Below are 19,651 nucleotides of genomic sequence, written 5' to 3' on the forward strand. Positions count from 1 at the left end.
AATTCTCGCCGAGGAGTCTCGATGACCAGCACCGACTCGACCACGGACACGCCACCCACAACGCTCACCGGCAAGCCGCAACGGCGCGGGTTCGGCATCGACGTCGGCGGCAGCGGCATCAAGGGCGGAATCGTCGACATGGACACCGGGCTGTTGATCGGCGAACGGATCAAGCTGTTGACCCCGCAGCCGGCGACGCCGTCGGCCGTCGCCAAGACCATCGCCGAGGTGGTCCACGGGTTCGGCTGGACCGGCCCCCTGGGGGTGACCTATCCCGGCGTCGTCACCCACGGCGTCGTGCAGACCGCCGCCAACGTCGACAAGGCCTGGATCGGGACCAACGCGCGCGACGTCATCAGCGCCGAACTGGACGGCCAGGAGGTCGTGATCCTCAACGACGCCGACGCGGCCGGGCTCGCCGAGGAACACTACGGCGCGGGCAGGAACCAGTCGGGCCTGGTGGTGCTGCTGACGTTCGGCACCGGGATCGGCTCGGCGGTCATCCACAACGGGACGCTGATCCCCAACACCGAGTTCGGGCATCTCGAAGTGGGTGGCAAAGAGGCCGAGCAGCGGGCGGCGTCGTCGGTCAAGGAGCGCAACGGCTGGAGCTACGAAAAGTGGGCCACGCAGGTCACCCGGGTGCTGGTGGCCATCGAGAACGCGATCTGGCCGGACCTGTTCATCGCGGGCGGTGGCATCAGCCGCAAGGCCGACAAGTGGCTGCCGCTGCTGCAGAACCGCACCCCGGTGGTGGCCGCCGCGCTGCAGAACACCGCGGGCATCGTGGGCGCGGCGATGGCGGCCACTTCGGATGTGACTCACTGAATTTTGGCCGGTAGGCGGGTACAAGCGGCCGCTGTCGTTACAATGGTGCTCGGCGACCGCCCAGAACAAAGCGTGCAACCACACGCACGCCGATATCAACGCCGACATTCGACATAGCAGACACTTTCGGTTTCCCATGCCCATACCCACCGAAAGTGCGTCCAAACGAAGGGGTGTAAGTGGCAGCGAGCAAGGCAAGTGCGGCAACCGACGAGCCGGTGAAACGCACCGCCACGAAGTCTCCGTCGTCCCCCGCTAAGCGATCGGCAGCGAAGGCCGCCAACGGCGCCGCCCCGGCGAAACGGGCCACCAAGACTGCGCCGCGGGCCACCAAGCCCACCAAGGGGCACGAGGCTTCGGCTCCCGGCGCGGCCGGCGAGGCCCCGAAGAAGACCCGCTCCGCCGCCAAGGCGGCCGCCAAGGCGCCGTCCGCCCGCGGCGCGAAGGCCGCCGCCAAAGCCGCTCCCGACGAGGCCGACGCCAACCTGGAGGTCCTCGACACCGACGGAGCGGTCGAGGATCTCGACGCCGAACCCGACCTCGACGGTGAGCCCGTCGAAGATCTCGACATCGACGCCGAGGACCTCAACCTCGACGACCTGGAAGAAGACGTCGCCGCCGAAGGCGAGGACCCCGAACTCGAGGCGGCCGAAGACGGCGAGGACGACGCGGCCGCGGCGCCCGCCGCCAAGACCGCCAAGGCCGCCGAAGAGGACGAGGATATCGCCGAGCCCTCCGAAAAGGACAAGGCGTCGGGCGATTTCGTCTGGGACGAGGACGAATCCGAGGCGCTGCGGCAGGCCCGCAAGGACGCGGAACTCACCGCGTCCGCGGACTCCGTTCGCGCGTACCTCAAGCAGATCGGCAAGGTCGCGCTGCTCAACGCCGAGGAAGAGGTCGAGCTCGCGAAGCGGATCGAAGCCGGCCTGTACGCCACCCAGCTGATGACCGAGCACGCCGAGCGCGGCGACAAGCTGCCCGCCGCCCAGCGCCGCGACATGATGTGGATCTGCCGCGACGGCGACCGCGCCAAGAACCATCTGTTGGAAGCCAACCTGCGCCTGGTGGTTTCGCTGGCCAAGCGCTACACGGGCCGCGGCATGGCGTTCCTCGACCTGATCCAGGAGGGCAACCTCGGCCTGATCCGGGCGGTCGAGAAGTTCGACTACACAAAGGGATACAAGTTCTCCACCTACGCCACCTGGTGGATCCGTCAGGCCATCACGAGGGCCATGGCCGACCAGGCGCGCACCATCCGCATCCCGGTGCACATGGTCGAGGTGATCAACAAGCTGGGCCGCATCCAGCGCGAGCTGCTTCAGGATCTGGGCCGCGAGCCCACGCCCGAGGAGCTGGCCAAGGAGATGGACATCACGCCCGAGAAGGTGCTCGAGATCCAGCAATACGCGCGCGAGCCCATCTCCCTGGACCAGACCATCGGCGACGAGGGCGACAGCCAGCTCGGCGACTTCATCGAGGACAGCGAAGCGGTGGTGGCCGTCGACGCGGTGTCGTTCACCCTGCTGCAGGACCAGCTGCAGTCCGTGCTGGAGACGCTGTCTGAGCGCGAAGCCGGCGTCGTACGGCTGCGCTTCGGCCTCACCGACGGCCAGCCCCGCACCCTCGACGAGATCGGGCAGGTTTACGGCGTGACCCGCGAGCGCATCCGCCAGATCGAATCCAAGACGATGTCGAAGCTGCGCCACCCCAGCCGTTCGCAGGTGTTGCGCGACTACCTCGACTGAGTGACACTCCGGTTGACTACGCCGACCAGACGTGAGTTCCCGCCAGATTGCTCGATTCCTTGGTGCCGCAGTCCTAACCACGGCATCTGTCAGCATTCCTTCCGCCGCAACCGCAGCCCCATGCCCCGACATAGAGGTGGTCTTCGCCCGCGGCAGCGATCAGCAGCCTGGCGTTGGCTGGGAAGGGCAGGGATTTGTCGATTCGCTGCAGCCGCAGGTCGGCGGGAGGTCCGTCGGGGTGTATCCGGTCAATTACCCCGCGCGGGGCAATGATTTGGCCAACTCCGCCTCCGCCGGCGCCATAGATGCGCGCACCCATGTCGAGTACATGGCGGCGAACTGTCCGAACACCAAGATGGTGCTCGGTGGATATTCGCTGGGCGCGGTCGTGATCGATCTCATCACCGCAGCCGGTGTGCCGCCTCAGGGCTTCATCCCCGCGCCGATGCCGCCGGAGGTCGCTGACCACGTTGCCGCGGTCGCCCTCTTCGGAAATCCGTGGGTCAAATCGCCGGGGGCGCCGCTGGCCGACAACAGCCCGCTGTATGGGGCTAAGACCATCGACTTGTGCAATCCTGGGGATCCGATTTGCTCCGACGGACGGAATACGTCGGCGCACAATCACTATGTGCAGTCCGGGATGGTCGATCAGGCCGCGACCTTCGCCGCAAGCCGGCTCTAGCCGAACGCGGACCGGCTCCATTCGCGCTGCGCGAATAACGGCCGCCGATCCCACACCGGCATCGGCGGAAACACCCATCGACGCCTACGCGTTCACAATCTCCCCACGAAGAACACCTAGTGCGCGACTACCTCGACTGACCCGCTGGGGTCGTAGTACAGCTCCTGGCGGGCGATCCGGCCGTCGCGATAGCGGTAGATCACCACGTACGTCGAGCGCAGGCGTTGCCCACCGTGGGCCCAGTCGAATTGGACGCGCACGAACGCCGCGTCCGCACCGGGTGTGATGGCGTATTCCGCCGCTTCGTAGCGGATTTGGGCGCAGTCCGCGATGGTGAGCGCGATGAACTCGAGCGCGCGCTCGACGCCGTCGATGCGGACAGGCCAATCGAACAGCCGCGCCGTCGGGCTCACGTACACCACGTCGGGCTGATAGAGGTGCCGCGCGACCGCCGGGTCGCCGGCCGCGAAAGCCCTCGCGAAGCACGCCTCCTGCGCTACGAGCGCGTCCTGCGAGATGCCGCGCGCCGTCATCGGAGCGCCCCGAGCACCTGGACGGTCGCGCCGGAGGAACATACCCGGTCGTGGACCTCGACGGCGGCGGCGAGCATCCCTTTTGGGACGTCGAACGCGCACGTGACGCGAGCCTGCTTGCCGGGATTGATTTCGATCGTGTCTTCGCCGCCGCCGGCGGTCACGGCGTCGTCGTAGGTCTTGCCCGCCAGGTCGTTGAGCTCTTCGTTCTGGCAATACATGGCTCGCAGCTCGTCGCCGATGTTGCGGACAGTGATGTCGACGAGCACGAAAGCGCCTTGCGCGGTGTGGATTCCGATGCCTGGTGTGCCGACGTTGACCCGGTGCACGGTGAACGCGAACTTCCCATCGCGGACCTCATGGTTCAACGAGACGGTCGGAAACGAACCTTCTGCCGGGCTGTGACAGCCGGTCACCGCGGTCGTCACCGCCAGTACAGCGACAGCGCGCGAGGGCACGGGTGCGGGTGTTTTGCCCACAGAGCACTCCTACCACCGCCGGCTTCCCGCCACAATGGTTGCCGGGCAAGTGAAGTCGTGCGCTGCGGTCGTACTATGATCCCATGCCGGCAAACCGCACTCTGATCTCCTCCGGCTCCGACTTCGAGTCGGCGGTCGGTTATTCGCGTGCGGTGCGGATCGGCCCGCACGTGGCGGTGGCCGGAACGACCGGCGCCGGACCCGCCGGCGATATCGCCGCGCAGACGCGAGATGCGTTGCGGCGCATCGACATCGCGCTTCAGCAGGCCGGCGCGGCGCTCACCGACGTGGTGCGCACCCGCATGTACGTGACCGACATCTCCCGCTGGCGTGAGGTCGCCGCGGTGCACGCGCAGGTCTTCGGCGGCATACGGCCGGTGGCGACCATGGTGGAGGTTTCCGCACTGATCGCGCCCGAGTTGCTGGTGGAGATCGAGGTCGACGCCTACGTGGCGGAACCCGGCTCCGGAGGAAACACGCCATCGGGACCCGGCGGATAGGCGGTGACGTCGATCACAGCGTCGGCCGGCAGCGGGCCGTACAGATGCGGGAACAGCATCGAGTCCGGATCCGTTGCCACTCCGGGTTCCCAGCGCACGGGCGAGTCCAGTCGGGCCGGATCGATGTGCAACAGGACCAGATCGTCGCGGCCCCGGTAGAGCCGGTTGGCCGGCAGGTGCACCTGCTCGGGCGTCGACAGATGGATGAATCCGGCGCCGGCGTCCGGGTGAATTCCGCCGCGATCACGGGCGCGGGACCACTCCTGGCGGCCGCACAGGTGCACCAAAAGGCCGGGGGTGAGGGCCACAGCGCTCACCTTAAACGGGCACGTCGGCAAAACCGCGGTGGCTCGTGAGAAACGACACACCCGATAACGATCGGGGAACAAGGCGAAAACGCCATACGTCTGAGACAGTGAATGTACGAGAACGGAGAAGCCATGAATGCAACTCTGACCAGTCCCGAGCTGACCAGAGCGGACCGCTGCGATCGTTGCGGCGCCGCGGCTCGAGTCCGCGCCAAGCTGCCTTCTGGGCTTGAGCTTCTCTTCTGCCAGCACCACGCAAACCAGCACGAGGCCAAGCTGGCCGAGCAGGACGCCGTGCTGGAGGTCAGCGCGAGCTAGTCCCGCGGAACTCACCCATCGGCAATGTGGGCGGTGCGGGCAGCCATCGGTAATGCTGGACGGGTATGAGCGATCAGGTCGCAAAGCCGTCCCGCCACCACATCTGGCGAATCAGTCTGAGGACCCTGGCTAAAAGCTGGGACGACTCGATTTTCTCCGAGTCGGCGCAGGCCGGATTCTGGTCGGCGCTGTCCCTGCCGCCGCTGCTGCTGGGGCTGTTGGGGACCCTGGCCTACGTGGCGCCGCTGTTCGGGCCGGACATGTTGCCCACCATCGAACATCGGGTGATCTCGACGGCGCACAGCGTGTTCTCCCCCAGCGTGGTCAACGAGATCATCGAGCCGAGCATCCGGGATATCGCCAACAACGCCCGCGGAGAGGTGGTTTCGCTGGGTTTTCTGATCTCGCTGTGGGCGGGGTCATCGGCGATCTCGGCGTTCGTCGATTCCGTCGTCGAGGCGCACGACCAGACGCCGTTGCGGCATCCCGTGCGCCAGCGGCTGTTCGCGCTGTTCCTGTACGTGGTCGGGTTGCTGGTGGTGGTGGTGACCGCCCCGCTGGTGGTGCTGGGCCCGCGCAAGATCTCCGAACACATCCCCGTCGGCCTCGCCAACGTGCTGCGTTACGGGTACTACCCGGCGCTGATCCTGGGCCTGATGGTGGGGGTGATGATCCTGTACCGGGTGTCGCTGCCCGTGCCGCTGCCGTCGCATCGCCTGATCTTCGGCGCGGTCCTGGCCACGGCGGTCTTCGTGATCGCCACCCTGGGCCTGCGGATCTACCTGAGGTGGATCACCAGCACCGGCTACACCTATGGCGCGCTGTCCACGCCCATCGCGTTCCTGTTGTTCGCCTTTTTCGGCGGTTTCGCGATCATGATCGGCGCCGAGCTCAATGCCGCCATCCAGGAGGAGTTCCCGGCACCGAAGACGCACGCCCACCGGCTGCGCAACTGGGTGCTGGCGCGGACGCGGGGCCGCAAGCAGACGGTCGAATCGCCGCCGAGCGGCGTGATCAGTCCCTCTTGAGCCGCTCGTAGATCCGCTTGCAGTCCGGGCACACCGGCGAGCCCGGTTTCGCCGCCCGGGTGACCGGAAACACCTCGCCGCACAGCGCCACCACATGGCTGCCCATGACCGCACTCTCGGCGATCTTGTCCTTCTTCACGTAATGGAAGTACTTCGGGGTATCGCTGCCGGTCCCGTCGTCGACGCGTTCGTCGGTTTCGGTGCGTTCGATCGTCTGGGTACGCATGCCTCACATTGTGCCTCCTGACTCGCCATTACCGGAACGGATCTGTTGTGGGAGAGTGGAGGTATGAAGCACGGCGAACAGCTAGGCTTCGACGGCTTTGACGACACCGGCCGCCCGGTCCTGATCACCACCGCCGCCCCCTCGTACGAGGAGGAGCATCGCGCGCGGGTGCGTAAGTACCTGACGCTGATGGCGTTTCGGATTCCGGCGCTGATCCTGGCGGCCGTCGCGTACGGCGCCTGGCACAACGGTCTGATCTCCCTGGCGATCGTCGCGGTCTCGGTGCCCTTGCCCTGGATGGCGGTGCTGATCGCCAACGACCGGCCGCCTCGCCGCTCCGACGAACCGCGGCGCTTCGACGAGGCCCGCCGGCGGACTCCCCTGTTCCCCCGCGCCGAACAGCGGGCGCTCGAACCGCGGCGGGCGCCCGGCACGCAAGCTCACACGCCGACCTGGGAGCAGCACGACCCCGGTTCCCGGTAACCGGCCGCCGCGCGCACTTCTCAGGACATTCTCAGGTCGTCGGCACATTTCTGCACGTCAAGGCGTGTGAGATCGCGGCGGGGCGGGAACTCCCAGGCTGGGTCCGTCGTTGAACCACATGACAGTACAAAGCCGAACGGGAGGTCGCTATGGCGAATGCCGGCACAAGCAGGATCGACGGCGATCTGGACGCTCAAAGCCCCGCAGCGGACCTGGTGCGCGTATACCTCAATGGCATCGGTAAGACCGCCCTGCTCAACGCGGCAGGCGAAGTCGAGCTGGCCAAGCGCATCGAGGCGGGCCTGTACGCCGAGCACCTGCTGGAGACCCGGAAGCGCCTCGGCGAGAACCGCAAACGCGATCTCGAGGCCGTCGTGCGCGACGGCGAGGCCGCCCGCCGCCACCTGCTGGAAGCGAACCTGCGCCTGGTGGTTTCGCTGGCCAAGCGCTACACGGGCCGCGGCATGCCGCTGCTGGACCTCATCCAGGAGGGCAACCTCGGCCTGATCCGCGCGATGGAGAAGTTCGACTACACAAAGGGTTTCAAGTTCTCCACGTACGCGACGTGGTGGATCCGTCAGGCCATCACCCGCGGCATGGCCGATCAGAGCCGCACGATCCGGCTGCCTGTCCACCTGGTCGAGCAGGTCAACAAGCTGGCGCGGATCAAGCGCGAGATGCACCAGAACCTGGGACGTGAGGCCACCGACGAGGAGCTGGCCGCCGAGTCCGGCATCCCGATCGAGAAGATCAACGACCTGCTCGAGCACAGCCGCGACCCGGTGAGCCTGGACATGCCCGTCGGCTCCGAGGAAGAGGCCCCGCTGGGCGACTTCATCGAGGACGCCGAGGCCATGTCCGCGGAGAACGCGGTGATCGCCGAGCTGCTGCACACCGACATCCGCAGCGTCCTGGCCACTCTCGACGAGCGCGAGCACCAGGTGATCCGGCTGCGCTTCGGCCTGGACGACGGGCAGCCGCGCACGCTGGACCAGATCGGCAAGCTGTTCGGGCTGTCCCGCGAGCGCGTCCGCCAGATCGAGCGCGACGTGATGTCCAAGCTCCGCAACGGCGAGCGCGCCGATCGGCTGCGGTCGTACGCGAGCTGAGGCCCGCGCCCAGAAGCAAGTAGCAAGACGGTATGCCCGCTGCGTCACACGCGGCGGGCATACTGCTTGCCGGGGAGGCGTTGCACCCATTCGCGCAGCTTGCCAAGTAGACTCGGCGTCAATGGAGGGTGCTGGATGAACGAGCTGGTCGATACCACCGAGATGTACCTGCGAACCATCTACGACCTCGAGGAAGAGGGCGTGACGCCGCTGCGCGCCCGGATCGCCGAACGTCTCGAGCAGAGCGGTCCCACCGTCAGCCAGACGGTGTCCCGGATGGAGCGCGACGGGCTGGTCCACGTCGCCGGCGACCGCCACCTGGAGCTCACCGACAAGGGCCGCGCGCTGGCCGTCGCCGTCATGCGCAAGCACCGCCTGGCCGAGCGACTGCTCGTCGACGTGATCGGGGTGCCGTGGGAAGAGGTGCACGCCGAGGCCTGCCGGTGGGAGCACGTGATGAGCGAGGATGTCGAACGCCGGTTGGTGAAGGTGCTCAACAACCCCACCACCTCCCCGTTCGGCAACCCCATCCCCGGCCTGTTGGACCTCGGCGTCGGCCCGGATTCCGGCTCCGACGAGGCCAACCTGGTCCGCCTGACGGAGCTGCCCGCCGGATCGCCGGTCGCGGTGGTCGTCCGGCAGCTCACCGAACACGTCCAGGGGGACATCGACCTGATCACCCGCCTCAAGGACGCCGGCGTCGTGCCCAACGCGCGGGTGACCGTCGAGACCAGCCCGGGCGGGGGCGGGGTCACCATCCTGATTCCGGGCCACGAGAACGTCACCCTGCCGCACGAGATGGCCCACGCCGTCAAGGTCGAAAAGGTCTGAGCTACCCCGGCCCGGCGGCGATCCGCTTCGCCCGGCTGCGCCGCGCTCGCGCTCGCCACTAACCCGCCCGGCGGCCGAACGCCCGTCGCGGCGGCAACCGCACCCCCAGCCGCTTGGCCAGCCGATAGCCGGTGACCGCCAATTCCCGGATGCTCTCCGGCCGCACACCCGACTGCAACGCCTGGTCCAGCATCCCGGCCATCCGATGGCCGGGGTCGCAGCGCAGCGCGGCGTCCAGCGACACGCCGGCGAGCGGTCCGTCCCCACGGGCGTACGCGCTGAACGCGAGCAACACCAGCGCCTCCACCCGCCACGGCGCGGGCAGCGAACGTGCCAGCAGCGCCCACAGCGACTCCGCGTCGCCGGCGCGCTCACCGACCGCCAGCGCGTACAGGGTGTCGCGCACCTGCACGTCGGTCAGGGCGCAGCCCAGCGCCGCGAGCTCGGCGCCGGACGGCGTCTCGCCGCCCGCGACGCGCGCGGCGGCGGCCAGCGCGTGCCGCACGTCGCGGCGGGCGCAACCCGCCGGATCGGCGCGCTGCGCCGCCTCCCGCTTGGCCGCCCGCCGCCGCAGCGCGTCGGCCAAGCCGGCGCTGCGCGCCGCGTCGACCGCGATCACGGCCTGCAGCTCGGCGCGCCGTCGGTAGAGCCGCCTGCCGTCCAGCACCGCCGCGGCGGCCAGCGGCGACGCCGAGGGGTCGTCGATCGCGCCGCCGGCGCCGCAGCCGTCCACGCAATGCCACCGGCCGCCCCGCTCGACCCGGTCCACCACATGCGCGGCCCACAGCCGAATGTCGTGCTGCGCCAACGCCTCTGCGAGCGCGGCGCACAGCTGCCGGTGTTCGTCGTTGCACCCCGGGCAGTGCGCCCCGTCGGCGTCGACGATCACCGCGATCGCGGCCTCGGGTTCGGCGGCGGCGGCGATCTCGGCGAGATGCCCCACCCGGTCGGCGACGTCCTCGGACAGGTCGACCCGCATCACGCATCCCAGGCCGCCGCCGTCCAGCGACACCAACACCAGTGAATTCTCCGGAACGAAGCCGAGAACGGCCGGTAGCGCCGCGATCAGCGCGCCGGGGCGGTTGAGTTCGAAATCAGCTCGATGCGTCGTCATGGGCACCAACGCTGACGCCCGGCACCGTCAGGCCGTGCGCCCGCGCCGCGGGCGGGCGGCTCGTCTGTGGAGAAAGTCTGGACTGTGGGCCTTATCGTCTATCCATGGGTTCGATGCAGGAGTACGACATGGTCGTCATCGGTTCGGGACCGGGCGGCCAGAAGGCCGCCATCGCCTCGGCCAAGTTGGGCAAGTCCGTCGCCATCATTGAACGCGGCCGGATGCTCGGCGGCGTGTGCGTCAACACGGGGACCATCCCGTCAAAGACGTTGCGGGAGGCGGTGCTTTACCTCACCGGGATGAACCAGCGCGAGCTGTACGGGGCCAGCTACCGCGTCAAGGACAGGATCACGCCGGGCGACCTGCTGGCGCGGACCCAGCACGTGATCGGCAAGGAAGTCGACGTGGTGCGCAACCAGCTGATGCGCAACCGGATCGACCTGCTGGTCGGGCACGGCCGCTTCGTCGACCCGCACACCGTCGTCGTCGAGGACCCGGGCCGCCGCGAGATGACCACCGTCAGCGGCGAATACATCGTCATCGCCACCGGCACCAGGCCGGCGCGGCCGTCCGGTGTCGAGTTCGACGAGGAACGCGTGCTGGACTCCGACGGGATCCTCGATCTCAAGACGCTGCCGGCCTCGATGGTCGTCGTGGGCGCCGGGGTGATCGGCATCGAGTACGCCTCCATGTTCGCCGCGCTGGGCACCAAGGTGACCGTGGTGGAAAAGCGGGACGACATGCTGGACTTCTGCGACCCCGAGGTCGTGGAGGCCCTGAAGTTCCACCTGCGCGACCTGGCGGTGACGTTCCGGTTCGGCGAGGAGGTGACCGCCGTCGACGTCGGCTCCGCCGGCACCGTCACCACCCTGGCCAGCGGCAAGCAGATCCCGGCCGAAACGGTCATGTACTCCGCGGGACGCCAGGGGCAAACCGATCACCTCGACCTGCACAACGCCGGCCTCGAGGTGGAGGGCCGCGGGCGGATCTGGGTGGACGAGAAGTTCCAGACCAAGGTGGAGCACATCTACGCCGTCGGCGACGTGATCGGCTTCCCGGCGCTGGCCGCGACCTCGATGGAGCAGGGCCGCCTGGCCGCCTACCACGCGTTCGGGGAGGCGTGCGAGGGCATCACCGACCTGCAGCCGATCGGCATCTACTCGATCCCGGAGATCTCCTATGTCGGGGCCACCGAGGTGGAGCTGACGAAGAACTCGGTGCCCTACGAGGTGGGGGTGGCGCGGTACAAGGAGCTGGCCCGCGGCCAGATCGCCGGCGACTCCTACGGGATGCTCAAGCTGCTGGTGTCCACCGAGGATCGCAAGCTGCTCGGGGTGCACATCTTCGGCACCAGCGCCACCGAGATGGTGCACATCGGGCAGGCCGTGATGGGTTGCGGCGGCACGGTGGACTACCTGGTGGACGCGGTGTTCAACTATCCGACCTTCTCCGAGGCCTACAAGGTCGCCGCGCTGGACGTGACGAACAAGATGCGGGCGCTGTCGCAGTTCCGCCGCTGAGCGCGCACTGTCCCTAGCAGCTGTCGTCGAGGTCGTTGGGCACCGGGTCGCCGGGACCGCCGGCCTCGGCGCGGGCCAGCAGTTGCGCGGTCTGGACGTCGAACGGCGCCGAGTACGAGACGTTGGCCGCGCACCCGCCGCGCTCGAATCCGCCGATCACCCCGGTCAGCGTGGTGCCGCTGACCCACGGCGCGCCGCTGGTGCCGTCCACCAGCCCCTCGCACACCAGCGAGGGAAACCCGTTGTCGTTGACCGACGTGATGGCCTGGCAGCCGATGGGCGAGCCGCCCACCCCGGCCGCGTACCCCAGCACGGTGACGTGACTGCCCGGCGGGGGCGCGGTGCCCAGCGTCAGCGCCAAGCCGACGCGCGACTCGACCGAACCGCCCGTGTCGTTGCTCACCCGCGCGATCGCGTAGTCCGCGTGCGGGTCCTTGCCCGCGGTCCAGCGCGGGTCGAGGTAGACCGCGTCGGCCTTCCACATGTCGCCCGGAGCGGGCGCGGCGTCACCGACGAAGCCCGGGACGAAGGTGATCTTGGCCGCCCCCGCCAGGCAGTGCGCCGCGGTCATCACCAGGTTTCCGCCCGCCGAATGCAGGACGGCACCCGTGCAGACGTGCAGCGGGCCGTCGTTGATGAAGATCGCCCCGACGCGCCGGTCCGGGTCGACGGGACGAGCGACCGCCCGCTGCTGCGGCTGGCTGAGCCGCTGCACCGGCGCGGTGGCCACGTCGGCCGAGACGACGGGGCGCGCGGCATGGTCGGCGGGCCTGGTGCACGACGTCAGAAACGTCACCAGGCCGACCCCCGAGCACAGCAACACCGTCGATATGCGCATTTGGTGTCCATCATGCCTGACCATGGGGTGGCGGGCAGCGTCGAACCCGCCGGAAAGGTTGCCGCCGGAGTTGGGGTGCCCGTCGATTCGGGGGACACTTGTTAGGGCACCCTGGAGTGATTCCCGAGAGGAGGGAGCCCGATGGCTCGCCATCACAGCGCGGACGACGACGACTATCAGCCCGGGCAGCCCGGCATGTACGAGCTGGAATTCCCGGCGCCCCAGTTGTCGACGGCCGACGGCCAGGGCCCCGTTCTGGTGCACGCCCTGGAGGGCTTCTCCGACGCGGGTCACGCGATCAGGCTGGCCGCCACCCACCTGCGGGCGGCGCTGGACGCCGAGCTGGTGGCGTCGTTCGCGATCGACGAATTGCTGGATTACCGCTCGCGGCGGCCGTTGATGACCTTCAAGACCGATCACTTCACCCACTACGACGACCCGGAGCTGAGCCTCTACGCGCTGCGCGACAGCGTCGGCACCCCGTTTCTGTTGCTGGCCGGCATGGAGCCGGACCTGAAGTGGGAGCGGTTCATCACCGCGGTGCGCCTGCTGGCCGAGCGCCTGGGCGTACGGCGAACGATCGGCCTCGGCACCGTCCCGATGGCCGTCCCGCACACCCGGCCGATCACGCTGACGGCGCATTCCAACAATAAGGAGCTGATCTCCGACTTCCAGCCCTGGATCTCGGAGATCCAGGTGCCGGGCAGCGCGTCCAACCTGCTGGAATACCGCATGGCCCAACACGGTCACGAGGTCGTCGGCTTCACCGTGCACGTCCCGCACTACCTCACCCAGACCGACTACCCCGCGGCCGCGCAGGCGCTGCTCGAGCAGGTGGCCAAGAGCGGGTCGCTCGAGCTGCCGCTGTCGGCGCTGACCGAGGCCGCCGAGGAGATCCGGGCCAAAATCGACGAACAGGTCCAGGCCAGCGCCGAGGTGGCTCAAGTGGTGGCCGCGCTCGAGCGACAGTACGATGCCTTCATCGACGCTCAGGAGAACAGGTCGTTACTAACGAACGACGAGGACCTGCCTAGCGGCGACGAGCTTGGTGCCGAGTTCGAGCGATTCCTTGCCCAGCAGGCAGAGAAGAAGAACGACGACGACCAGACTTGAGCCTCTTCAAAACGCCCATAGCCCGGGCCGACACCAAGGTTGGCGAGATGACCGAGCGGAAGCGCAAGAGCAACCTTCGCCCGGTGCGCGAGGTGACGGCCCCCACGCTCGAGTTCCGCACCATCCACGGCTACAAGCGGGCCTACCGGATCGCCGGCTCGGGGCCGGCGATCCTGCTGATCCACGGCATCGGCGACAACTCCACCACGTGGAATGCCGTACAGGCCAAGCTCGCCCAGCGGTTCACGGTCATCGCGCCCGACCTGCTCGGCCACGGCAAATCCGATAAACCGCGCGCCGACTACTCGGTGGCCGCGTACGCCAACGGCATGCGTGACCTGCTGTCCGTGCTCGACATCGAGCGGGTGACGATCATCGGCCATTCGCTGGGCGGCGGGGTGGCCATGCAATTCGCCTACCAGTTCCCGCACATTGTCGAGCGGCTGATTCTCGTCGCCGCGGGCGGCGTCACCAAGGACGTCAACGTCGTCTTCCGGCTGGCCTCGCTGCCGATGGGCAGCGAGGCGCTGGCGTTGCTGCGGCTGCCGCTGGTGCTGCCCGCGGTACAGCTGGCGGGGCGGCTGGCGGGCCTGGCGATCGGGTCGACCGGCCTGGGCCGCGACCTGCCCAACGTGCTGCGCATCCTCGACGACCTGCCGGAGCCGACGGCCTCCGCGGCGTTCAGCCGGACCCTGCGCGCGGTGGTGGACTGGCGGGGCCAGATCGTCACCATGCTGGACCGATGTTATCTGACCGAGGCCATCCCGGTGCAGATCGTCTGGGGGACAAAGGATGTGGTGGTCCCGGTCCGGCACGCGTGGATGGCACACGCCGCGATGCCCGGCTCCCGCCTGGAGATCTTTCAGAACTCGGGCCACTTCCCGTTCCACGACGACCCCGCCCGCTTCATCGACATCGTCCAGCGCTTCATCGACAGCACCGCCCCCGCCGAATACGACCAGGCCGCACTGCGCGGCCTGCTGCGCACCGGGGGCGGCGAGAAGACCGTCACCGGCCCGGCCGACACCCGCGTCGCCGTGTTGAACGCCATGGGATCCGACGAGCGCAGCGCCACCTGACAATTGCGTTGACCCGGCTCGTACAGTCGGGTCATGGGTATCGATGTGACGGTGGTGCGTGTGTTCACCGATCCGGAGGGGAATTTCGGCAATCCGCTCGGCGTGGTCGACGCGAGCCAGGTCGGCGGCCCGGACCGGCAGCGGCTGGCGACCCGATTGGGTTACAGCGAAACGGTTTTCATCGATATCCCGGCCGCCGGCGCGACCACCGCGCAGGCGAGGATCTACACCCCCCGCACGGAGCTTCCGTTCGCCGGTCACCCGACCGTCGGCGCGGCGTGGTGGCTGCGCGAAAACGGCCGGCCGATCAAAACGCTGCAGGTGCCGGCGGGCCTGGTCCAGGTGAGCTATCCGGGCGAACTGACGCGAATCAGCGCCCGCTCGGAGTGGGCCCCGGAATTGGCCATTCACGAATTCGGTTCCGCCGACGACGTTTTGGCCGCCGACCCGGCCGACTTTCCCGTCGACGTCGCGCACTACCTGTGGGCCTGGGTCGATCGGCCGGCCGGCTCGGTGCGTGCGCGGGGGTTTTTCGCAAACCTCGGCGTGCCGGAGGACGAGGCGACCGGCTCGGCGGCGATGCGGATCACCGACTACCTCAGCCGCGACCTGCACATCACGCAGGGCAAGGGGTCGGTCATCGACACCACGTGGAACGCCGAGGGGTGGGTGGGCGTGGCGGGGCGCGTCGTCAACGACGGTGTCCGGCAGGTCGACTGAGCGACTCAGACCCGGCGGTGCAGCACCGCGTCGAGGTGATCCTGTAAGGGCTGCCCCACCGCGCCCATGCGCACCTTGTAGGACAGCTCGTCGCCGTCGATGCGCAGCGACCGGCCAAGCGCCGTAACCTCTTTGGCGGTCGGGGTCAGGCCGATTGTCCCGCCGGAACCCGTCGACAGCTCGACGTCGATGCGGTCGCCGGTCACCGAATAGGTGCCCACCTCGATTTCGGTGATGCCGCTCGGGTGGGCCAGCACCAGCTCGACCTCGCCCGGCCGCGGCGCCCGCAGATATCCCGTCTCGGCGTGCAGCGGCTTGCCGTCGGTGACCGCCTTGGTCTTTTGCGAATAAGCCAGAAACGGCTTGCCCACATGGGAGAACACGACTTCCTCGAAATAGTCGAAGGGCTGGATCGTCGGGTACTTGCCCGAGCCCCGACCGGCCCAGGTCCCCAACAACGGCGCCAGCGCCTCCAGATCGGGGTGCAGATCGGGCGGCATAACGACAGCCTAGCGAGCGGCCGGCTCCGGATCCGTCGACAGTTTGCGGTGCGCGCGCAGCGCCTCGATCTCGCGCTCGAAATCCTCCGCGGACGAGAACGACCGGTACACCGACGCGAACCGCAGGTACGCCACCTCGTCCAGATCGCGCAACGGGCCCAGGATGGCCAGGCCGACCTCGTGGCTGGGCACCTCCGGCGACCCCGCGGCGCGCACGGTGTCTTCCACCTGCTGGGCAAGCAGATTCAGCGCGTCGTCGTCGACCTGGCGGCCCTGACATGCCCGACGGACCCCGCTGATGACCTTTTCCCGGCTGAAGGGCTCGGTGACGCCGCTGCGTTTGACCACGGCCAGCACCGCGGTTTCGACGGTGGTGAAACGTCGCCCGCACTCGGGGCAGGACCGGCGGCGCCTGATGGCCTGGCCCTCGTCGGTCTCCCGCGAGTCGATCACCCGGGAGTCGGGATGACGGCAGAACGGACAGTGCATGACCGCTCCTTCGCCGTGCTCACATCCGGGGTCGCAGAACACCCCGAGCGTACCCGTGCGCTCCCCGGCTTGGGACGGACACCTTTCGCCGATTCGCCGGGTCAGCCGACCGGCGCGATCAACGTCTGGCCCGCGGCCAGCGAGGGTGAGTTGAGGTCGTTGAGTTCGCGGATCCGCTCGGCGACCTGGCGGGCCGGCGCGTCGGGCGCCACCCGGTGCGCGACATCCTGCAGGGACTCCCCGGGCTCGACCCGCACGACGGCCAGCCGATCGGGGACCGCGGCGGTCGCTCCCGCGGAATCGCCGTTGACCGCCTGCCCGATGTTGGCGACCAGGCCCAGCCACAGGGTGATGGCCGCGGCGACCAGCGCCAGCCCCACCGTCGTCGCCAGCGTGACGGGCCGACGCGTCCGGTGCGGGGCAACCGACATCGCCACACCGGTGCCGTGGTAGCGCGGCGCCGCACCCGCCGGCCTGGCCGGGCCGGGCCGGTGAAAACGCGCAAGGCCGTCCCGGCCGTGGCGGAGACCCTGCGCCGGCCCGTTGACCGGGCGCCGGACGCCGGACGTACGCGGCGCGACTGTGTGGATGATGGTCATCTGCGTTCCTCCGGTCAACTCATTCTCGCTCGTGTGTTCGACTATAGTCGCTCGTGTGTTCGATAACCGAACATTTGAGCGAAGCGTGTCGGACGAGCAAAACGCTAGAGCACCCCACCGACAACTTTCGGGGCGCGACCTCTGACATGGCGTTGAGATACCCGATCGATCGAAGAGTTACACCTTTGTTATTCGGCCGCTCCGGGGGTGTTTCGGCGGGCCGCCGCCGCAGCACGACACGCGAGTCGAACACATGTTTGATTCTTCGCCCCGGTGCGGCTACATTCGGTGCATGAGCGACAGCAACGACACCCCATCAAGCAGCTCGCCCCCCGCAGATTCCTCGCTGACCGAACGGCAGCGAACCATTCTCAACGTCATCCGCGCGTCGGTCACCAGCCGCGGCTACCCGCCGAGCATCCGGGAGATCGGCGATGCCGTCGGACTGACCTCGACGTCCTCGGTGGCGCACCAACTGCGCACGCTGGAGCGCAAGGGATACCTGCGCCGCGACCCGAACCGGCCGCGGGCCGTGGACGTCCGGGGCGCCGAGGACGCCACCGACGCGGCGCCGGTCACCGACGTCGCGGGCTCGGACGCCCTGCCCGAGCCCAGCTACGTCCCCGTGCTGGGGCGCATCGCCGCCGGTGGGCCGATACTCGCCGAAGAGGCCGTCGAGGATGTTTTCCCGCTGCCCCGCGAGTTGGTCGGCGAGGGCACGCTGTTCTTGCTCAAGGTGGTGGGCGATTCGATGGTCGAGGCCGCGATCTGCGACGGCGACTGGGTCGTGGTGCGCCAGCAGCACGTCGCGGACAACGGGGACATCGTGGCCGCCATGATCGACGGCGAGGCCACGGTCAAGACGTTCAAGCGCGCGGGCTGTCAGGTGTGGCTGATGCCGCACAACCCGGCGTTCGACCCGATCCCGGGCAACGACGCCACCGTGCTCGGCAAAGTCGTCACGGTGATCCGCAAGATCTAGCCGCGCTCGGCCGGCCCTGACTCAGTCGGCCTTGTGGAAGCCGTTGGCTTGCGCGACTTCTTCGCTGGACAGCCACAATTCGGCCAGGGTGTCGTGATAGAGGGGGCTGCCGGGCGTGTAGTACAGGCCGAAGCTCGCGCTGGCCTTGATCGGATAGCCGTCGGGCACCTGGTACGGGTCGTCCAGCGGCAGGCGGATCGTCGGGCGCCGACCGGGTGCCGACGCCCCGCCGGCCGCTGAGGCCACCTCCGACGGCTCCTCGTCATCCGCGGCAGCGTGCCGACCGACGCGGGATTCCGCGGCGGCCACGGCCGCCGCCTCGGGAACGACCGTGCGGGACGGCCCGGCCTCCTCGGCGGCGGCCCCCTCATGGCCCACCTCCTCGTGGCCCGTCCCCTCGTAGCCGGCCTCCTCGTAACCGGCCTCTTCGTAACCGGCCTCCTCGTAGCCGGCCTCTTCGTAGCCCGCCTCCTCATGGTCGGCGCCCTCGTAGCCGGCCTCCTCGCGGCGGTCCTGCACGGGCACGTCGGGATAGCCCACCTCCGACAGTGCCGCCGCCGAGACGATGGGTATGGAATCCGTGTCCACCGCGTCGGGATTCTCGTCTTCGGCGACTGCATCCTCGAATTCGGTTGCGCCGTGGTCGGATTCGCCTTCGCCGTACCCACCGGCCGCTCGGCTCCAGCTGACCCGCCCCGCGGATTCGGCGTCGGCGTGCGGCTGGCCTTCGGCCGCCGCGACGTCTCCGACCGGGAAATGGTCGGTCGCGAGGTCGGCGTCTTCGCGCTCCCAGTGCCCGTCAAGCGGGCCCTCGTAACCGGCATGGACGTCGCGCTCGGGTTCGTAGGCGGCGGTGACGGGGCCGCGGCGGGCGCGGCGCCGGCGCATTCCCACCGCCGTCAGCGCCAACAGGGCGATCAGCAGCAGCACCCCGACGGCGGCCGCCACCCACCACCAGCGCCAGGCGAACTTCTTGCCGTGCGAGGGCATCGCCGCGGTGCTCGGCTGGTTCTGCCCCGAGACCTGCAGGCCGGACAGCAAGGGAGCCAGGTTCGACGGGTCGGTGCTGAACGAGTTCTTCGCGCGGTTCCACGAGATCTTGCCGCCGGTGAACTGCTGCGAAACCACGTCGCCGTCGACGGCCTGATCGCCGACCGGGGCACCGAGCTTGCCGTTGGGGCCGCGGAGCTTGTCCCACGCGGCCTTCATCGCGCCCCGCACCACGAACGCGCCGTGATCGGGGGTCCAGAAGATCACCGGCTTGTCGGCCGCCGCGAAGGTGGCGACGCGGCTGGAGGGGCCGATGCCGCCGTCGGACTCGTTGGCGGTGGGGTAACCGAGGTCGCTGCCGGCCGGCCCGCCCAGCGACTCGTACTTGGCGAGGATGTCGCTCTCGAGGGCGTTCGCACCGGTGGCCGGGTTGAAGAACACCTTGCCGCCGGCGAAGTTCTGGGCGATCCCGTCGCCGCCGATCGGGTAGTTGCCGCCCTGCTTGGCGCCCAGCGGGCCGGGGGCGCCCCCGGCCGCCCGCCAGGCCATGTTGATGGCCGCGGCGGGGTCGATCGCGACCTGCAGGCCCGGCCATGTTGATGGCCGCGGCGGGGGGGGGGGCGGGGGTAGGCAGGGT

At 68.9% G+C, this 19,651-nt stretch carries 24 protein-coding genes; 14 read left to right on the top strand and 10 right to left on the bottom strand.

The window, feature by feature from the left end; genetic code table 11:
* Positions 1–21 precede the first annotated feature (21 nt).
* From ppgK to A5705_RS28855, 3 genes are all read left to right on the top strand, one after another.
* Positions 22–828, top strand: a complete 807-nt coding sequence (gene ppgK, locus A5705_RS10740; RefSeq protein WP_067882497.1) for a polyphosphate--glucose phosphotransferase — start codon at positions 22–24, stop codon at positions 826–828.
* A gap of 179 nt (positions 829–1,007) precedes the next feature.
* A complete protein-coding gene (locus A5705_RS10745; RefSeq protein ID WP_082956405.1) occupies positions 1,008–2,573 on the top strand; it encodes an RNA polymerase sigma factor in 1,566 nt (521 codons plus the stop codon).
* Between the two features lie 31 nt (positions 2,574–2,604).
* Positions 2,605–3,255: a cutinase family protein gene (locus A5705_RS28855; RefSeq protein ID WP_068277379.1), complete on the top strand. Its 651-nt coding sequence runs from the start codon at positions 2,605–2,607 to the stop codon at positions 3,253–3,255.
* A 116-nt stretch (positions 3,256–3,371) separates the two neighbouring features.
* Here the strand turns inward: A5705_RS28855 and A5705_RS10755 are convergent, their stop codons facing one another.
* Positions 3,372–3,788, bottom strand: a complete 417-nt coding sequence (locus A5705_RS10755; protein ID WP_067882503.1) for a nuclear transport factor 2 family protein — start codon at positions 3,786–3,788, stop codon at positions 3,372–3,374.
* Positions 3,785–4,267 carry a DUF4352 domain-containing protein gene (locus A5705_RS10760; protein WP_082956407.1) on the bottom strand — a complete coding sequence of 161 codons (483 nt, stop codon included), beginning with the start codon at positions 4,265–4,267 and terminating at the stop codon, positions 3,785–3,787. The genes A5705_RS10755 and A5705_RS10760 overlap by 4 nt, the downstream gene beginning before the upstream one ends.
* A gap of 83 nt (positions 4,268–4,350) precedes the next feature.
* Between A5705_RS10760 and A5705_RS10765 the strand changes: the two genes are divergently transcribed.
* A complete protein-coding gene (locus A5705_RS10765) occupies positions 4,351–4,767 on the top strand; it encodes a RidA family protein (RefSeq protein WP_067882506.1) in 417 nt (138 codons plus the stop codon).
* Here A5705_RS10765 and A5705_RS10770 read toward each other — a convergent pair.
* Positions 4,713–5,075, bottom strand: coding sequence for a DUF952 domain-containing protein (locus A5705_RS10770; protein WP_067882508.1), 363 nt, complete (start codon positions 5,073–5,075; stop codon positions 4,713–4,715). The genes A5705_RS10765 and A5705_RS10770 overlap by 55 nt on opposite strands.
* Positions 5,076–5,207: 132 nt before the next feature.
* Here A5705_RS10770 and A5705_RS10775 point away from each other — a divergent pair, with 132 nt between their 5' ends.
* Together A5705_RS10775 and A5705_RS10780 are read left to right on the top strand one after the other, a co-directional pair.
* The gene (locus A5705_RS10775) at positions 5,208–5,393 is read left to right on the top strand and encodes a hypothetical protein (protein ID WP_067882666.1); all 186 of its coding nucleotides are present in this window, start codon (positions 5,208–5,210) and stop codon (positions 5,391–5,393) included.
* A gap of 65 nt (positions 5,394–5,458) precedes the next feature.
* Entirely contained in the window at positions 5,459–6,421 is a 963-nt protein-coding gene (locus A5705_RS10780) for a YihY/virulence factor BrkB family protein (RefSeq protein ID WP_067882510.1), read from the top strand.
* Here A5705_RS10780 and A5705_RS10785 read toward each other — a convergent pair.
* Positions 6,408–6,647: a DUF3039 domain-containing protein gene (locus A5705_RS10785; protein WP_067882512.1), complete on the bottom strand. Its 240-nt coding sequence runs from the start codon at positions 6,645–6,647 to the stop codon at positions 6,408–6,410. The genes A5705_RS10780 and A5705_RS10785 overlap by 14 nt on opposite strands.
* Before the next feature lie 45 nt (positions 6,648–6,692).
* Between A5705_RS10785 and A5705_RS10790 the strand changes: the two genes are divergently transcribed.
* The 3 genes from A5705_RS10790 (at position 6,693) to A5705_RS10800 (ending at position 9,070) form a co-directional block, all read left to right on the top strand.
* Complete coding sequence (locus tag A5705_RS10790; protein ID WP_156738481.1) at positions 6,693–7,130, top strand: DUF3099 domain-containing protein; 438 nt, start codon at positions 6,693–6,695, stop codon at positions 7,128–7,130.
* A 149-nt stretch (positions 7,131–7,279) separates the two neighbouring features.
* Entirely contained in the window at positions 7,280–8,239 is a 960-nt protein-coding gene (gene sigB, locus A5705_RS10795) for a sigma-70 family RNA polymerase sigma factor SigB (protein ID WP_067882516.1), read from the top strand.
* A 135-nt stretch (positions 8,240–8,374) separates the two neighbouring features.
* Entirely contained in the window at positions 8,375–9,070 is a 696-nt protein-coding gene (locus tag A5705_RS10800) for a metal-dependent transcriptional regulator (protein ID WP_067882518.1), read from the top strand.
* A 58-nt stretch (positions 9,071–9,128) separates the two neighbouring features.
* Here A5705_RS10800 and A5705_RS10805 read toward each other — a convergent pair whose 3' ends face one another.
* Positions 9,129–10,184, bottom strand: coding sequence for a DUF4192 domain-containing protein (locus A5705_RS10805; protein ID WP_067882521.1), 1,056 nt, complete (start codon positions 10,182–10,184; stop codon positions 9,129–9,131).
* A gap of 113 nt (positions 10,185–10,297) precedes the next feature.
* Here A5705_RS10805 and sthA point away from each other — a divergent pair, with 113 nt between their 5' ends.
* The gene (gene sthA / locus A5705_RS10810) at positions 10,298–11,704 is read left to right on the top strand and encodes a Si-specific NAD(P)(+) transhydrogenase (RefSeq protein ID WP_156738486.1); all 1,407 of its coding nucleotides are present in this window, start codon (positions 10,298–10,300) and stop codon (positions 11,702–11,704) included.
* Between the two features lie 13 nt (positions 11,705–11,717).
* Here the strand turns inward: sthA and A5705_RS10815 are convergent, their stop codons facing one another.
* Entirely contained in the window at positions 11,718–12,542 is an 825-nt protein-coding gene (locus A5705_RS10815; protein ID WP_369803368.1) for a serine protease, read from the bottom strand.
* Between the two features lie 141 nt (positions 12,543–12,683).
* Here A5705_RS10815 and A5705_RS10820 point away from each other — a divergent pair, with 141 nt between their 5' ends.
* The 3 genes from A5705_RS10820 to A5705_RS10830 are packed head-to-tail and all read left to right on the top strand — an operon-like array spanning position 12,684 to position 15,454.
* Complete coding sequence (locus A5705_RS10820; protein ID WP_067882527.1) at positions 12,684–13,655, top strand: proteasome assembly chaperone family protein; 972 nt, start codon at positions 12,684–12,686, stop codon at positions 13,653–13,655.
* Positions 13,656–13,702: 47 nt separating this feature from the next.
* Positions 13,703–14,734 carry an alpha/beta fold hydrolase gene (locus A5705_RS10825; RefSeq protein WP_067882667.1) on the top strand — a complete coding sequence of 344 codons (1,032 nt, stop codon included), beginning with the start codon at positions 13,703–13,705 and terminating at the stop codon, positions 14,732–14,734.
* 33 nt (positions 14,735–14,767) lie between these two features.
* Positions 14,768–15,454 (top strand): PhzF family phenazine biosynthesis protein, encoded by a 687-nt coding sequence (locus A5705_RS10830; RefSeq protein WP_067882529.1) that lies wholly within the window; start codon positions 14,768–14,770, stop codon positions 15,452–15,454.
* 5 nt (positions 15,455–15,459) lie between these two features.
* Here A5705_RS10830 and A5705_RS10835 read toward each other — a convergent pair whose 3' ends face one another.
* From A5705_RS10835 to A5705_RS10845, 3 genes are all read right to left on the bottom strand, one after another.
* Positions 15,460–15,954, bottom strand: coding sequence for a peroxynitrite isomerase (locus A5705_RS10835; protein WP_067882531.1), 495 nt, complete (start codon positions 15,952–15,954; stop codon positions 15,460–15,462).
* 9 nt (positions 15,955–15,963) lie between these two features.
* Complete coding sequence (nrdR, locus tag A5705_RS10840; protein WP_067882533.1) at positions 15,964–16,443, bottom strand: transcriptional regulator NrdR; 480 nt, start codon at positions 16,441–16,443, stop codon at positions 15,964–15,966.
* Positions 16,444–16,544: 101 nt separating this feature from the next.
* Entirely contained in the window at positions 16,545–17,042 is a 498-nt protein-coding gene (locus A5705_RS10845) for a LysM peptidoglycan-binding domain-containing protein (protein WP_067882535.1), read from the bottom strand.
* A 292-nt stretch (positions 17,043–17,334) separates the two neighbouring features.
* Between A5705_RS10845 and lexA the strand changes: the two genes are divergently transcribed.
* Positions 17,335–18,024: a transcriptional repressor LexA gene (lexA, locus tag A5705_RS10850; protein ID WP_068277382.1), complete on the top strand. Its 690-nt coding sequence runs from the start codon at positions 17,335–17,337 to the stop codon at positions 18,022–18,024.
* 21 nt (positions 18,025–18,045) lie between these two features.
* On the opposite strand, the gene A5705_RS10855 is transcribed toward lexA, so the two are convergent.
* Positions 18,046–19,651 (bottom strand): LGFP repeat-containing protein (locus tag A5705_RS10855; RefSeq protein WP_082956412.1); only part of this gene is annotated, 1,606 nt, incomplete at its 5' end.

Origin of the sequence: Mycobacterium sp. E787, from assembly GCF_001668725.1 — a bacterium.
In the GTDB taxonomy this organism is placed as follows: Bacteria; Actinomycetota; Actinomycetes; order Mycobacteriales; family Mycobacteriaceae; genus Mycobacterium.

Coding starts and splice junctions, on each gene's coding strand:
- ppgK (WP_067882497.1), top strand. CDS start 22: ATGACCAGCACCGACTCGACCACGGACACGCCACCCACAACGCTCACC.
- A5705_RS10755 (WP_067882503.1), bottom strand. CDS start 3,788: ATGACGGCGCGCGGCATCTCGCAGGACGCGCTCGTAGCGCAGGAGGCG.
- A5705_RS10765 (WP_067882506.1), top strand. CDS start 4,351: ATGCCGGCAAACCGCACTCTGATCTCCTCCGGCTCCGACTTCGAGTCG.
- A5705_RS10775 (WP_067882666.1), top strand. CDS start 5,208: ATGAATGCAACTCTGACCAGTCCCGAGCTGACCAGAGCGGACCGCTGC.
- A5705_RS10780 (WP_067882510.1), top strand. CDS start 5,459: ATGAGCGATCAGGTCGCAAAGCCGTCCCGCCACCACATCTGGCGAATC.
- A5705_RS10785 (WP_067882512.1), bottom strand. CDS start 6,647: ATGCGTACCCAGACGATCGAACGCACCGAAACCGACGAACGCGTCGAC.
- sigB (WP_067882516.1), top strand. CDS start 7,280: ATGGCGAATGCCGGCACAAGCAGGATCGACGGCGATCTGGACGCTCAA.
- A5705_RS10800 (WP_067882518.1), top strand. CDS start 8,375: ATGAACGAGCTGGTCGATACCACCGAGATGTACCTGCGAACCATCTAC.
- A5705_RS10805 (WP_067882521.1), bottom strand. CDS start 10,184: ATGACGACGCATCGAGCTGATTTCGAACTCAACCGCCCCGGCGCGCTG.
- sthA (WP_156738486.1), top strand. CDS start 10,298: ATGCAGGAGTACGACATGGTCGTCATCGGTTCGGGACCGGGCGGCCAG.
- A5705_RS10815 (WP_369803368.1), bottom strand. CDS start 12,542: ATGCGCATATCGACGGTGTTGCTGTGCTCGGGGGTCGGCCTGGTGACG.
- A5705_RS10820 (WP_067882527.1), top strand. CDS start 12,684: ATGGCTCGCCATCACAGCGCGGACGACGACGACTATCAGCCCGGGCAG.
- A5705_RS10825 (WP_067882667.1), top strand. CDS start 13,703: ATGACCGAGCGGAAGCGCAAGAGCAACCTTCGCCCGGTGCGCGAGGTG.
- A5705_RS10830 (WP_067882529.1), top strand. CDS start 14,768: ATGGGTATCGATGTGACGGTGGTGCGTGTGTTCACCGATCCGGAGGGG.
- A5705_RS10835 (WP_067882531.1), bottom strand. CDS start 15,954: ATGCCGCCCGATCTGCACCCCGATCTGGAGGCGCTGGCGCCGTTGTTG.
- nrdR (WP_067882533.1), bottom strand. CDS start 16,443: ATGCACTGTCCGTTCTGCCGTCATCCCGACTCCCGGGTGATCGACTCG.
- A5705_RS10845 (WP_067882535.1), bottom strand. CDS start 17,042: ATGACCATCATCCACACAGTCGCGCCGCGTACGTCCGGCGTCCGGCGC.
- lexA (WP_068277382.1), top strand. CDS start 17,335: ATGAGCGACAGCAACGACACCCCATCAAGCAGCTCGCCCCCCGCAGAT.